This window comes from Enterococcus sp. DIV1307a (assembly GCF_050537425.1).
Lineage (GTDB): Bacteria > Bacillota > Bacilli > Lactobacillales > Enterococcaceae > Enterococcus > Enterococcus faecalis.
The window spans coordinates 1,748,713-1,762,322 of sequence record NZ_CP172914.1 but is presented as its reverse complement, the minus strand read 5'-3'; the positions used below and the strand labels follow the sequence as shown (position 1 = coordinate 1,762,322).

The 13,610-nt window shown below is 37.4% G+C and carries 13 protein-coding genes and 1 CRISPR repeat array; of the genes, 8 read left to right on the top strand and 5 right to left on the bottom strand.

Annotation, left to right across the window (positions count from 1 at the left end; genetic code table 11):
• Positions 1-44: 44 nt before the first annotated feature.
• From IGL90_RS08635 to IGL90_RS08625, 3 genes are read right to left on the bottom strand one after another with little or no spacing between them, the layout of a single operon-like run.
• Complete coding sequence (locus tag IGL90_RS08635; protein ID WP_002356954.1) at positions 45-971, bottom strand: metal ABC transporter substrate-binding protein; 927 nt, start codon at positions 969-971, stop codon at positions 45-47.
• Complete coding sequence (locus IGL90_RS08630; protein WP_002369145.1) at positions 958-1,827, bottom strand: metal ABC transporter permease; 870 nt, start codon at positions 1,825-1,827, stop codon at positions 958-960. Before IGL90_RS08630 ends, IGL90_RS08635 begins: the two co-directional genes overlap by 14 nt.
• Positions 1,824-2,573, bottom strand: a complete 750-nt coding sequence (locus IGL90_RS08625; protein WP_048737516.1) for a metal ABC transporter ATP-binding protein — start codon at positions 2,571-2,573, stop codon at positions 1,824-1,826. The genes IGL90_RS08630 and IGL90_RS08625 overlap by 4 nt, the downstream gene beginning before the upstream one ends.
• Positions 2,574-2,785: 212 nt before the next feature.
• On the opposite strand from IGL90_RS08625, the gene IGL90_RS08620 reads away from it, so the two are divergent.
• The 4 genes from IGL90_RS08620 (at position 2,786) to mnmA (ending at position 6,824) form a co-directional block, all read left to right on the top strand.
• Positions 2,786-3,760, top strand: coding sequence for a ribose-phosphate diphosphokinase (locus IGL90_RS08620; RefSeq protein WP_002356957.1), 975 nt, complete (start codon positions 2,786-2,788; stop codon positions 3,758-3,760).
• Positions 3,761-3,916: 156 nt separating this feature from the next.
• A complete protein-coding gene (locus IGL90_RS08615) occupies positions 3,917-5,062 on the top strand; it encodes a cysteine desulfurase family protein (RefSeq protein WP_002356958.1) in 1,146 nt (381 codons plus the stop codon).
• A 67-nt stretch (positions 5,063-5,129) separates the two neighbouring features.
• Entirely contained in the window at positions 5,130-5,474 is a 345-nt protein-coding gene (locus IGL90_RS08610) for a DUF1831 domain-containing protein (RefSeq protein WP_002356959.1), read from the top strand.
• Between the two features lie 225 nt (positions 5,475-5,699).
• Entirely contained in the window at positions 5,700-6,824 is a 1,125-nt protein-coding gene (gene mnmA, locus IGL90_RS08605; protein ID WP_002356960.1) for a tRNA 2-thiouridine(34) synthase MnmA, read from the top strand.
• Between the two features lie 179 nt (positions 6,825-7,003).
• On the opposite strand, the gene IGL90_RS08600 is transcribed toward mnmA, so the two are convergent.
• Positions 7,004-8,242, bottom strand: coding sequence for a multidrug efflux MFS transporter (locus tag IGL90_RS08600; RefSeq protein WP_002356962.1), 1,239 nt, complete (start codon positions 8,240-8,242; stop codon positions 7,004-7,006).
• Positions 8,243-8,258: 16 nt separating this feature from the next.
• Positions 8,259-8,774, bottom strand: coding sequence for a YbhB/YbcL family Raf kinase inhibitor-like protein (locus IGL90_RS08595; protein WP_002356963.1), 516 nt, complete (start codon positions 8,772-8,774; stop codon positions 8,259-8,261).
• A 132-nt stretch (positions 8,775-8,906) separates the two neighbouring features.
• Between IGL90_RS08595 and IGL90_RS08590 the strand changes: the two genes are divergently transcribed.
• The 4 genes from IGL90_RS08590 (at position 8,907) to IGL90_RS08575 (ending at position 13,099) form a co-directional block, all read left to right on the top strand.
• Entirely contained in the window at positions 8,907-9,476 is a 570-nt protein-coding gene (locus IGL90_RS08590) for a TetR/AcrR family transcriptional regulator (protein WP_002356965.1), read from the top strand.
• Positions 9,477-9,573: 97 nt separating this feature from the next.
• On the top strand, positions 9,574-9,939 hold the full coding sequence (locus IGL90_RS08585; protein ID WP_002356966.1) for a DUF1033 family protein: 366 nt from the start codon (positions 9,574-9,576) through the stop codon (positions 9,937-9,939).
• Between the two features lie 130 nt (positions 9,940-10,069).
• Positions 10,070-12,151 (top strand): DNA topoisomerase III, encoded by a 2,082-nt coding sequence (locus tag IGL90_RS08580; RefSeq protein WP_048737518.1) that lies wholly within the window; start codon positions 10,070-10,072, stop codon positions 12,149-12,151.
• An 84-nt stretch (positions 12,152-12,235) separates the two neighbouring features.
• Positions 12,236-13,099 carry an AraC family transcriptional regulator gene (locus IGL90_RS08575; protein WP_002356969.1) on the top strand — a complete coding sequence of 288 codons (864 nt, stop codon included), beginning with the start codon at positions 12,236-12,238 and terminating at the stop codon, positions 13,097-13,099.
• A 157-nt stretch (positions 13,100-13,256) separates the two neighbouring features.
• A CRISPR array of direct repeats spans positions 13,257-13,556; the repeat unit is 36 nt; unit sequence GTTTTAGAGTCATGTTGTTTAGAATGGTACCAAAAC.
• Between the last annotated feature and the right edge of the window lie 54 nt (positions 13,557-13,610).

Here is a 13,610-nt window from a genome sequence, read left to right as displayed (position 1 = left end):
ACCAAGTTGAGGGGGAGTCAACTTGGTTCTTTCTTCTTTATTATTTATTTACTCATTAAGCCATCATGGATTTTTGTTAAATTCCAGTTCATCATGCTGTAGTACGTATCGCCTTCTGTTCCTTCTTTGGCTAGAGAGTCTGTGAAAAGTGTATCGTAAATTGGTCGTTTCACTTCTTTTGAGACCCGTTCCATACTACGTTTATCAACACTGGTTTCAACAAATAACACAGGTGCTTTTGATTTCTTAATGGTATCAATAATCGTGGTCATTTGTTCAGGTGTTCCTTGACTTTCTGTGTTAATTTCCCAAATATAAGCGGCATTTAAATCATAAGCTTTGGAGAAATATTTAAAGGCACCTTCACTTGTAACTAATAATTTTTTATCATCAGGAATATCAGCAAATTTAGCTTTGGCTTCCTCATGTAGTTTGCTAAGTTTTTCGGTATAATTTTTCGCGTTTTCTGTATAGAAATCTTTATTTTTTGGATCTTTTTCTACTAACACGTCACGAATGTTTTCTACATATTTAATGCCATTTTCAATGTCTAACCAAGCATGCGGATCTTCTGTTTGTTCTTGACCTGCACTTGTTAAATATTGTGGCGTAACATTTTTGCTTGTAGAAAAGTAATCTTTATTCTCAACTTTTTTGGCCGTTTTCATTAATTTGTTAAACCAGCCATTTCCGCCTGTTTCTAAGTTCAAGCCGTTAAAGAATAAAATGTCCGCTTCAGAAGCTTTCGCAATGTCTTCTGGTAACGGTTCATATTCGTGAGGGTCTGTCCCAATTGGCACAATACTATGCAGCTCAATTTTGTCTTGCCCAACATTTTTCACTAAATCAGATAGGATCGAGTTCGTTGTCACAATTGCTAATTTTTCTTTCTTTTCAGCGGCTTGATTCCCGCAAGCAGCTAACGTTAACCCTGCTAAAAGTGTTAAAAAAAATAAACTAAATTTTTTCATTCGTTGATTCCTCCATTTCTTTCTCACGGTTTACAAATACTAGGCCTTTCTTTGGTGAGAAAAAGAAAGCCAATAAAAAGAATAAGGCGGCGGTTAAAACAATCGTCGCACCAGAAGCTAAGTTATAAGAATAACTGAAGAATAGGCCAATCACTGAACTTAAAATCCCAAAAGTAGAGGCTAAGCCAATCATTGTCGGTAAGTGATTTGTTAATAGATAAGCTGTTGCCGCTGGTGTAATCAGCATGGCAATGACTAAAATAGTTCCGACGGTTTGCAAAGAAGAAACAGCGACTAGTGTTAGTAAAAACATCAATGCATAGTGGAAAAATTGAATATTTAAACCATAGGCCTGAGCCATTGTGGGATCAAAAGAAGTGAGTTGCAACTCTTTATAAAACAATGCCACAAAAATCAAAACAATCACGCCGACGACACAAGTAATTAAAATATCGGTATCTGCGACCGCTAATACATTTCCAAACAGAATATGATATAAATCGGTGGAACTTTTTGCAAAAGAGATAAAAATAATCCCTAAAGCAAAAAAAGAACTAAAGACAACACCAATGGCAGTATCATTTTTTAGTGGACTTTTTTGGGTAATAAAGCCGATCGATAATGCAGCTAGTAAGCCAAAAATAGAAGCGCCAAAAATATAATTGAAACCAAACATATAAGAAACAGCGACTCCTGGTAAAACGGCATGGGAAATCGCATCACCCATCAAAGACATCCCACGTAAAATAATGAATGAACCAATTACCCCTGAAATGAGTCCGACAATTACAGACGTCAAAAGGGCATTTTGTAAAAATTGATAACGGAATAAACCATCAATAAATGCAGCAATCATTTTGCAACCCCCTGTATTAATAAATCACCTAACAAATCACCGTATGCTTCTTGGAGCGTTTCTGCAGTAAATGTTTGTTCAACAGGACCCGCAGCAATTAGCCGGTTTTTCAAAACGATTAATTCATCAAAATAGTGGGACACTTTGTGCAAATCATGGTGAACAATGATAATCATTTTACCTTGATTTTTTAATGATTTGAGAATATCCATAATCACTTTTTCACTAGACATATCAATGCCGACGAAAGGTTCATCTAAAAAAATCACCTCAGCACCTTGGGCCAAAACACGGGCGATAAACACACGTTGTAATTGGCCACCAGAAAGTTCGCCAATCTGGCGTTGCGCATAGTCTTCTAATTGCACCATTTTTAATGCAGCCATGGCTGCTTGCTTTTGTTTCTTTCCTGGGCGTTTTAATAGTCCCAAGTTTGGATAGGTTCCTAGCAAGACCGTTTCAAAAACGCTAATTGGGAAACTAAGATCCAAGGCGCTACGTTGTTCTACATAGGCAATGGTTGTTTTTTGTTGGTCAATCGCTTGATTATTTAACAAAACATCACGTTCCTTTGTTTTAATCAAGCCTAATAACCCTTTAATAAATGTTGACTTTCCAGCACCATTTGGTCCGATAATTCCAGTAATTTTACCGGAGGGAATAGTAACGTGGATATTATTTAAAGCGGTCCGTCCTTGATATTGAACGGTTAACGCTTGAACAGCTAAGTTAAAGCTTTTTCTCATGAAATTCCTCCTTTTTAGGTTTGCCTTAAAATCAGTATAAGGGATAGTTTAAGAAAATGCAAATAATTTTTAGGCGCGCCTAAATACAAGCGCTTTTTTCACAAAGAAAACCGTTTCTTTCAATAAATTAAGGAGGATCCCATGATTTTTATGACAAAAAATGGTAGAATATGAATGAAAACGACTATTATTTTATATTGACGGAGGATATCATGACCGAAAACTATCAAGATGACACCTTACGCATCTTCAGTTTAAATGCAAATCGACCACTTGCTGAAAAAATCGCAGCATCAGTAGGAACAGAATTAGGAAAAAGCACCGTGCGCCAATTTAGTGATGGCGAAATTCAAATTAATATTGAAGAAAGTATTCGTGGCGATCATGTCTACATCATCCAAGCAACGAATGCCCCTGTAAATGATCATTTGATGGAATTGCTTATTTTAATTGATGCATTAAAACGTGCTAGCGCAAAAACAATTAATGTTATTTTGCCTTACTATGGTTATGCTCGCCAAGACCGCACAGCGAAACCAAGAGAGCCCATTACTGCGAAATTAGTTGCTAATATGTTAGTAGAGGCAGGCGCAACACGTTTGTTAACATTAGACTTGCATACTGTTCAAGTCCAAGGATTTTTTGATATCCCAGTAGATAATTTATTTACAATGCCTTTGTTCGCTCATTATTATCGTCAACAAGCATTAGTAGGGGAAGAAATTGTGATTGTTTCGCCTAAAAACAGTGGCGTTCAACGCGCACGTAGTTTATCGGAGTACTTAGATGCGACCTTAGCAATTGTAGACCATGAAGAGATTGATGGGGTGCGCCAAGAAGGTTACGTTATTGGGAATGTCGCTGGGAAAAAATGTATTCTTGTTGATGACATTTTGAATACTGGTCAAACGTTAGCCACAGCGGCGGAAGTTTTAATGAAAAATGGTGCGCAAGAAGTGTATGCTTGCGCCTCGCATGGTTTGTTATCAGAAGGCGCAAAAGCAACCTTAGAAAATGCGCCAATTAAGGAAATTAGTATTACTGACTCTGTTTATACGACAACAGACCGCCAACCAGCAACCTTGAATATTATTTCTTGCGCTGAGTTAATGGGGGAAGCGTTACTTCGTATTCATGAAAATAAACCAATGAGTCCATTATTCCGTTTAGAACCAAAAGGAGAATAAGTGATTCCTTAAACTAGAAATAGGTCTAACAACTTTAATAGTGTTGGGCCTATTTTTCTTATCTCTTTTATAAATAGAAGAGAAAGTATTCTGATTTTGTGTTTTAAGCTTTTTATGCTAGAATAACGCCAGAACATAAGGAAAGGGACGAGTCATTTGGAACCCATTTATTTAGATCATGCGGCAACAACACCGCTTCATCCAACGGTCATTCAAGCGATGACTGAAAATATGCAAACGACTTTTGGCAATCCATCAAGTATTCATCAGTTTGGACGAAAGGCACACGGTCTTCTGGAAGAAGTGCGTCAAACGATTGCCGAGAGCTTACAAGCCAAACCCCACGAAATTATTTTTAATAGTGGTGGCACAGAAGGGGATAACACAGCCATCTTGGCAGTTGCTTTTTCTCGTCAAAAGGAAGGAAAACATATTATTACTACGGCAATTGAACATCCCGCTGTGTTACGAACGATGGAATACTTAGAAACGTTAGGCTTTGAAGTGACTTACTTGCCTGTGAATGAAAATGGTCAGATTTCAATGGATCAATTCAAAAAGTCTTTACGCGAAGAAACGATCTTGGTTTCAATGATGTATGGCAATAATGAAATTGGAAATCGATTACCGATTGCTGAAGTTGGTGCAATTCTTAAAAATCATTCGGCGATTTTTCATACAGATGCCGTCCAAGCTTATGGAAGTGAAGTCATTTTACCTCATGAATTAGGGATCGACTTATTAAGTATTTCCGCTCATAAAATCAATGGTCCAAAAGGCGTAGGTTTTTTATTTAAAAGCGATGCAATCCAATTACCACCTCTTTTACATGGTGGGGAACAAGAAGAAAAACGACGTGCGGGCACGGAAAACTTAGCTGGAATTATTGGCATGGGTACTGCCGTTTCATTACTAACTTCTGCAGAAAAGCAAGCAAGAAAAACAGCCTATCAAAGTTTTCAAACGATTATTTTAAAAGCGTTAGAAGAAGCCAATATTGATTTTTCAATTAATGGTGAACCAACGAATCGTTTAGCGCATGTCTTAAATCTTCATTTAAAAGGAGTTCCCAGTGATTTGCTCTTAATGCATTTGGACTTAAGAGGTATTGCGATTTCAACAGGATCGGCTTGTACAGCGGGAACTGTGGATCCTTCGCACGTGTTGACAGCGATGTATGGAGAAAATTCCTCAGCTATTAAAGAATCAATCCGGATTAGTTTTGGCTACGGGAACACACCAGAAGAAATTGCGACTTTTTCTGAAGTACTAGTTGCAGTGATTCAACAATTGAAAAAATAATCTGATTGCGGCAGCTACAGGTTTTCGCTATAATGAAGATAACAATGAAAATAATGAGGTGGAACCCATGGCATTTACAACAACGGCTGCTGTTGAAGGCTCAACAGTTTTTTACAAAGTACATCCTAGTGCAAAACGCTATACATTAAAAGATAACGGCTTTACTGAAACAAAATCAGGGAACTTTCAATTGATTCGTTCCTTAGATCCAACGCCTCAGAGAAATGAAGGCTTCAAATTGAAAATTACGATCACTGCTGATCTAAAAGAGTTGAAAATGTCCATTACAACGGCAAATGGTTTAAAACCAATGAATATTTTCAAGAATGAACAACATGAAATGAGTAAAGAAAAATACTTTTTCTTAATGGATGGCTTAATTAGCCGTGGTGTATTAGAGAAAGTAGAATAATTTAGAGAAACCTGAAGAAACAAGTGAAAGTAGCTTGTTCCTTCAGGTTTTCTGTTTATTTGAAAGCAACAGCTTGTTGGCTGTGTCTTTGTTCCAAGTATTTTCTCATTATACGCCCGGCTTGCTTTACTTATTTCAAAAAAATAGTATAATGAAAAGCACTGAAAAGTTACGACCTTCAAATCGTGGATGATTTCAGAATCTAATTGAAATGATGGTGATAAAATGGCAGATAACAGCAAAACGCGTGTCGTGGTAGGCATGAGTGGCGGTGTCGATTCATCTGTCACAGCGTTGCTTTTAAAAGAGCAAGGCTATGATGTAATTGGGATCTTTATGAAAAATTGGGACGATACAGACGAAAATGGTGTCTGTACCGCAACTGAGGATTATAAAGATGTCGCAAAAGTAGCGGATCAAATTGGGATTCCGTATTATTCGGTCAATTTTGAAAAAGAATATTGGGACCGTGTGTTTGAATATTTTTTAGCAGAATATCGGTTAGGACGGACACCAAATCCAGATGTCATGTGTAATAAAGAAATTAAATTTAAAGCATTCCTAGATTATGCTATGCAACTAGGCGCTGACTATGTTGCAACTGGCCACTATGCGCAAGTAGAAACGGATGAAAATGGCGTAGTGCATATGTTACGTGGAATTGATAATAATAAAGACCAAACCTATTTTTTAAGCCAATTATCACAAGCCCAATTGGCAAAAACAATGTTTCCATTGGGTGGCATGGAAAAATCAGAAGTTCGTGCAATTGCTGACCGTGCTGGATTAGCCACAGCCAAGAAAAAAGACTCAACGGGCGTTTGTTTTATTGGTGAAAAGAATTTCAAAGAATTTTTGAGTAATTATTTACCAGCTAAAAAAGGCAACATGGTGACAGAAGATGGCGAAATCAAAGGACAACATGATGGTCTGATGTATTATACTATCGGTCAACGCCAAGGCTTAGGAATTGGTGGCGGCGGTAAAACACAAGAACCATGGTTTGTGATTGGGAAAGATTTAACTACCAATACATTATATGTGGGACAAGGATTTCACCATGAAAAACTATATGCAACACATTTAGAAGCTAGTGAGGTTCATTTTACTGTTGATACGCCAATGCCAAAAGAGTTTGACTGTACGGCTAAATTCCGTTATCGTCAAGCAGATATTCCAGTGCATGTTTCCTTATCTGAAGATGGCACAAAAGCAACCGTTACGTTTAAGGAACCAGCGCGTGCAGTCACTCCAGGTCAAGCTGTTGTTTTTTATGATGGGATGGAATGCTTAGGGGGCGGCTTAATTGATCGCGCCTACCAAGATGAAAAAGAACTACAATACGTCTAAAAAGTTTCACGAGTTGTGAAACAAAAAGCGTATAGTTAACCAAATGAAAAGCGGATATGCTGGTCGTAAAACCAGTAAATATCCGCTTTTCTTTTTTGTTTTATATGCCTATTTTTTTTAAAATAAGAAAAAGAGAAAAATTAAAAATTCAAATTGTGGATAACTTTTCTGTGTATAACTTAGTCATCATTTTTCTCTTTTTTTAATTCGGCGGTGCTTCGACGAACCCATAGAAGGTTAATGAGAACCAGACAAGAAGTGGAAATAAAGACTCCACGATAACCGAAAGCGGCAGATACGCTTGAACCAATCATAGGACCAATCACATTTCCTGTCGCTTGGAAAGATTGATTGTAACTGAAAATACGACCTGCAGCGTCACTTGGGGAATAACGAGTGATCAACGTTTGAACAGCTGGTAGTAAACAGGCATCGGAAATCCCAACTAAGAAACGAAGCATGGCAAGCTGCCAGACATTTTGAACAAAGGCCATTGGTAGGTAAACGAAAATGGCTAAAATTAAGCCAATTGTCAAGATGCGTTCACTGCCAATACGATCGCCTAACCGGCCGAAACGAGGGGCGGCTATTAACGTTGCAATCCCTGGAATAGAAGCAATGACTCCGCTAATTAAGGTGACATTTCCGTGACCACCCAACAATTGTTGAATATATAAACTGATGATGGGACTAATTGAATTATTGGAAGCTTGAATGATTAATGTCGTAATAAACATTCCAAGAATCACGTGGGGATGTTCTAGTTTTTTTAAAATTTGTTTCCCAGATGCGGCTTGATTTTTTTCAATTGGCACAAACTCTTCATGGACAAAGACGAGACTCAAAACAAAAACGAGTAATAAAATCGTACCAGTAATGAAAAAGGTTGGCCGATAACCGAAAATAGACGCAGTGACACCGCCCAAAAGAGGACCAAGCAACGTGCCGGTAACAGAACCAGTTGCTAAAGTACCAAGCACTTGACCGCTTTTTTCCTTAGGTGTGCCTGTAGCAACTAACGCAGTCGCATTACTGATATAACCAGAAAAAACACCTTGTAACAAGCGTAAGCCAATCAATTGATAAACACTTGTGACTGCGCCCATTAAACTAATGACGATAGCCATCCCTAATGAAGCGCGTAATAACATTAACTTGCGTCCTTTTCGGTCGGCTAAACGGCCCCACCAAGGTGAAACAATGGTTGTGACTAAAAAAGTGGAAGAGAACGTGATTCCGCTCCAAAAATTCAATTGTTGGTGGGTAAAAGTACCTAATGTGTTGATATAAAGAGGCATAAATGGCATCACTAAGCTAAAGCCAATACCAGCCATAAATGTGCCAAACCATAAAACGAGCAGATTTTTTTCCCAAGGTTGTCTTGGACGGAAAATTTTACTTTTAATTAATTCATACATTCTATTTCCTCACTTTCTAGTAAAGAAATTCAAATTTGGCTTTGGCGAGTAGTTGATCATTCAATGCTTGATGCAATTCATTCGCAAAAAAGCCTTCTTTTAAATTTAGTGGATTTTTTGTAGCGTACACATATAACGTATAGGTGTGCACACCAGAGCGAGGGCTTAACCCCAGATAACGTTCGGTTAACTCAGGTAACGTTTCAGTGGCAAGCGCAGGAATCATCTGTTTCCCCAAAGGAGAAGCAAGACTATTTTTTCCTTGAATGGTAGGCTTGAGTGCTGTTCGACTAAAGTCTTCAGGAATCTCATTGGTTACAGGAACATTGGCAGCTAACCAATGAATAAAAGGGAAACCGATTAGAGGAATCGTGTCATAATCAATTAATTCCCAGGATAAATAACGGGCTTCTTTAGGAATGGCCGCTAAAGAAATAGGAAAAGATAAAATAGGACGTTCGTGTAATAAAAATTCTGCACTGGTTCGTTTGCCATAACGATCGGCCAAATGAGAACGGTTGGTAATATGCATGCCAAACAGCCTTCTTTCAAAAATGATGTTTACAAATTATTATTATAAACTATAATTTATAGTTTAAAAAGAGTCAATAGATATGATAAACTAATAATTGTCCAAAATTTAAGAATTGGAGGCGTCAGAAAGATGGCAAAAAAACGGAATTTAACGAAAGCCAAAATCCTTGAAAGTGCCCGCAATCTAGCGGAAGAATTGGGCGTTCAACAATTAACCTTTCAAAATTTAGCCGTTGATTTAGGCATCAAGTATCCTTCACTCTATAATCACTTTAAAAATATTGCTGAAGTAAAAAATGCTCTAGTGGACTTGTTAATTCAAGAATTAAATGATGCATTGCGAAGAGCCTTAGTGGGTAAGAGTGGCGCAGAAGCAATTCGGATATATGCTGAAACGTACCAACAATTTGCTTTTGAAAATTCTGCAGTCTATGAATTACTTATCAGTGTGCCGAAAACGCAAAACCAACAATTAATTGAAGGCATCCATGAAACCAATCAAATTATCTTACAACTTTTAGCTTTTTATCCATTTAATAATGAAGAACGACTGCATAAAAGTCGAGAATTACGTAGCTTAATCCATGGTTATATTACCTTACGTTTTTTAGGTTATTTTCAACGCGAAGAAGCCACGCCGGAAGAAAGTTATCGTCGCATGATTGAAGATTTTATTGCTTCTTTAGAAGTGGCAGGATAAAATAAATTTCAAAAATTTCTCAGTCCGAAACCAAATCCTTGCAACTTTTTCAGAAAGTGACTATGATACCTACAGTAGCAAAAAAAGGAGCGGTTCAATGTATCAAGTAATTACAATGTATGGCGACAATGAACCTTGGTGGTTTTTTGATGATTGGCAAGAGGACATTGTTCAAGAAAAAACCTTCGATAACTTGACCGATGCAGAGACATATTATGTGGAAGTTTGGCAAAAACTTTCTCAGAATTATACATACGTCAACACAAAGCCTAACTATTTAACGGCTTTCTGGAATGATGGGGAAGAACGCTGGTGTGAAGAATGCGATGAAGATTTACAACAATACTTCGGTTTAGCATTACTAGAAAATCATCATGCGGTTACTTTTGAAAATAAAGCTGAGTTTACCACAATATCCAATCATTTTGGCAAAACAAAATTCTGCAAACGGAAAGTTATTTGAAACGCATGAGTTTAAAGAAAAACCTCAGGGAATTTTCTTTAAACTCTTTTTCTATTCTCGGAATTTAGAGAAAATCGAACCAATATTTGGTATAATACGAAAAGATAGCACTCAAAAAGGAGCGAAACTAGTGGTTGCAAAACAATTAATTATTGCTGAAAAACCTAGCGTAGCAAAAGATTTAAGCCGCGTTTTAGGAGCAAATCAAAAAAATAAGAATTATTATGAAGGACCCAACGTGATTGTCACCTGGGCTTTAGGCCATCTCTTAGGACTAAAAATGCCAGAAGATTTAAACAAAGAATGGCAAACGTGGCAAATGGAAACTTTACCGATGATTCCTAAGAATTTAGGGATTAAACCGTTACCGAAAACGGGACATCAATTAAAAGCGATTAAACAATTAGCCAATCGTAAAGATGTTTCTGAAGCCGTGATTGCCACTGATGCTGGTCGTGAAGGTGAATTAGTGGCCCGCTGGATTTTAGAATATGTCCGTTTTAACAAACCAGTCAAACGCTTATGGATTTCATCTCAAACAGACAAAGCCATTAAAGACGGGTTTAAGAAAATTCGCCCAGCGAAAGACTACGATAATTTGTATTACTCTGCCTTGGCGCGCGCAAAAGCTGACTGGTTAGTGGGGCTAAACGTCACACGGGCCTTGACAGTGAAATATCAAGATAACTTATCCGCAGGTCGTGTTCAAACACCAACTTTAGCAATGGTGCGCCAACAAGAAAAAACGATTGAACAATTTAAGCCTCAAACTTATTTTACTATCTCGTTAACTGTTGAATCAGAAAAAGCAAAGATGACCCAAAAAAATCCATACGCTTTAAAAGAACGGCAGGAAGCAGAACAATTAGTCAAAGAACTCTCAAAACAAAAGGGCTTAGTTACCGATATTCAAGAAAAAGTTAAAACAGAAAATGCGCCGTTACCATATGATTTAACCGAAATCCAGCGTGAAGCCAACCAGCGATTCCAATTTTCTGCAAAGAAAACGTTGTCTCTTGTACAAAGTTTATACGAAACCCATAAAATTGTTTCCTATCCTCGAACTGACAGCAAATATCTAACAACGGATATGAAAGGAACGATGAAAGAACGACTTCAAGCCATTGCTGATTTTTCAACAGAAGTGAAAGGCTACCTTAAAAATGGGGCCGTTGTTAAACAACAAAAAGTTTTCCAAAATGCAAAAGTCACAGATCACCATGGGTTGATTCCAACTGAACAACGTCCTCGTTATGAAAAGCTAAGTAATGATGAACAAAAAATCTATCAAATGATTGTTCAACGATTCTTAGGTTTGTTTGCTGAGCCAAATCAAACCAAACAAACAAAAGTTACAGTCGCTTTTGGAAAAGAAACATTTGTCTTTCATCAAAATAAAGTAGTTGTTGCTGGCTGGAAAACAACAGCCGAACAGCCGCTGTCCATTGTCCAATGGCAAAAAGGCATGACCGTTGCGCCAAACTTTACCATTAACAAAGAATTAACGTCGCCGCCAAAACCATTAACCGAAGGAACGTTGTTAGGAAAAATGGAGAAACACAGTTTAGGCACACCGGCAACGCGAGCTGAAATCATTGAAAAACTGATTAAATCAGAATTGATGGAACGAACCAATAGCGGTTTAAGTGTCTCTGCCAAAGGAAAGCAACTATTAGACTTGGTGAATCCATCACTTGTGACACCTGAACTAACGGAAAAATGGGAAAAGTCGCTCGAAGCAATCGCTTCGGGTCAACAAAAGAGTCAACTTTTCTTAAAGGATATTGAAGAGGATACGAAAAAATTAGTCCGTGAAATTAAACAAAGCGAGAAAAAATATCAAGATTTTTCCATTACGCAAAAAAAATGTCCAGATTGTGGCTCAAACTTACGGGAAAAAAATACGAAAGATGGGAAGATTTACGTTTGTACAAACCAAGAATGTTCTTATCGTCGGCGAAAAGATCCTAAAGTATCCAATCACCGTTGCCCACAATGCCATAAAAAAATGGTCATCATAGAAGGAAAAAATGGTCGTTCTTTCAAATGTAAATTCTGTTCGATTACTGAAAAAATTCCCGATAAAAAAGAACGAAAACAAAAAATGACTAAACATGAAGAACGTCGTTTGATGAAAAAATATTCACAACCAGACGAACCAGAAGAAAGTGCTTTAGCGCAGGCCTTAAAAGCCGCTATGAATCAAGAGTAGCGACTTGACGAATGTTGGCTCTAAATAATCAAGTCATCCTTGTTGGTCTTTAGTAAACTTTCAAATAGAAAGAGAGGGACACGGATGCTCGCAAATTTAAATCAAGCAATGGATTATATTGAAGAACATTTAACGGAAGAAGTATCCTTCGATGAATTGGCGAAAAAGACAGGGATTTCTGTTTACCATTTTAAACGAACTTTTTCGTTTATTACGGGGATGAGTCTGGCTGAGTATATTAAAAAGAGACGTTTGGCGGAAGCAAATTTAGCATTACTTGCTGGTGAAAAAGTGACAGATGTAGCTTTTAAATATGGTTATCAAAGTATTGAAGGATTCTCAAGAGCTTTTCGCGATTGGTCAGGACAAGCCCCTTCTGAAGTAATGAAAACACAAATCCAAAAAACGTTTCCTAAATTCTCTTTCTATATTGATATTAAAGGAGGACAATCAATGGATGTTAAATTGATTGAAAAACCAGCGTTTCAAATAGTCGGAGTTAGTCAGAAGGTTCCCTTGCAGTATCAAGGGGAAAATCAAGCAATCATGGAATTAGCACAGCGCATTACACCACAACAACGAGCGGAAATGCATACATTTGATGACATATATCCTTATCAAGTAGTAAATGCTTCTTTTGACTTTCAAGAGGGACGAACAACAGAAGGTGGAGAAATGACACACATGATTGGCTTTGCCACTTCGCAAGAAAATACCTATGAAGATTTGGAGCAACTAAGCGTACCTGCTCATACATGGGCGGTTTTTCCAAATGAAGGTCCTTTCCCACAAACTTTACAAGAAACCTGGGCAAGGATATTCTCTGAATGGTTGCCTTCATCTGGTTACCAAGTCGTTGCAGCACCAGAAATTTCGTTTACGCAATATCAAGGACCAGCAGAAGCTAAGTATAGTGAAATCTGGCTCGCTGTTACAGCTACTAAATAAAGAAAACCCACCATTGAAAAATGGTGGGTTTTTCCGCCAAGAAGGAGAAAGTTTGGTATAATAAACGTGAAGAAAAAAATCAGACCTTCTAAACTGAAATCTAGCTATGGATAAGTGATGCGAATACGGAATCATGGAGAAAAAATAATTCTCCGAGGTTTTAGAGTCATGTTGTTTAGAATGGTACCAAAACCAATTTAAATTAGCGTATATGATGATTAGCGTTTTAGAGTCATGTTGTTTAGAATGGTACCAAAACGCTAATTTAAAGGCAAAGGCAAGAATAGAAGTTTTAGAGTCATGTTGTTTAGAATGGTACCAAAACTGGTGAAGATGTTGATTCTGGATTATCAAAGTTTTAGAGTCATGTTGTTTAGAATGGTACCAAAACTGGGTTGACTAAAGAGCCGTCAAAAGTTTTGTTTTAGAGTCATGTTGTTTAGAATGGTACCAAAACTCAAGAAATTGCATTAAGTTCAAAAAATTTGTTTTAGAGCCATGTTGTTAAAAA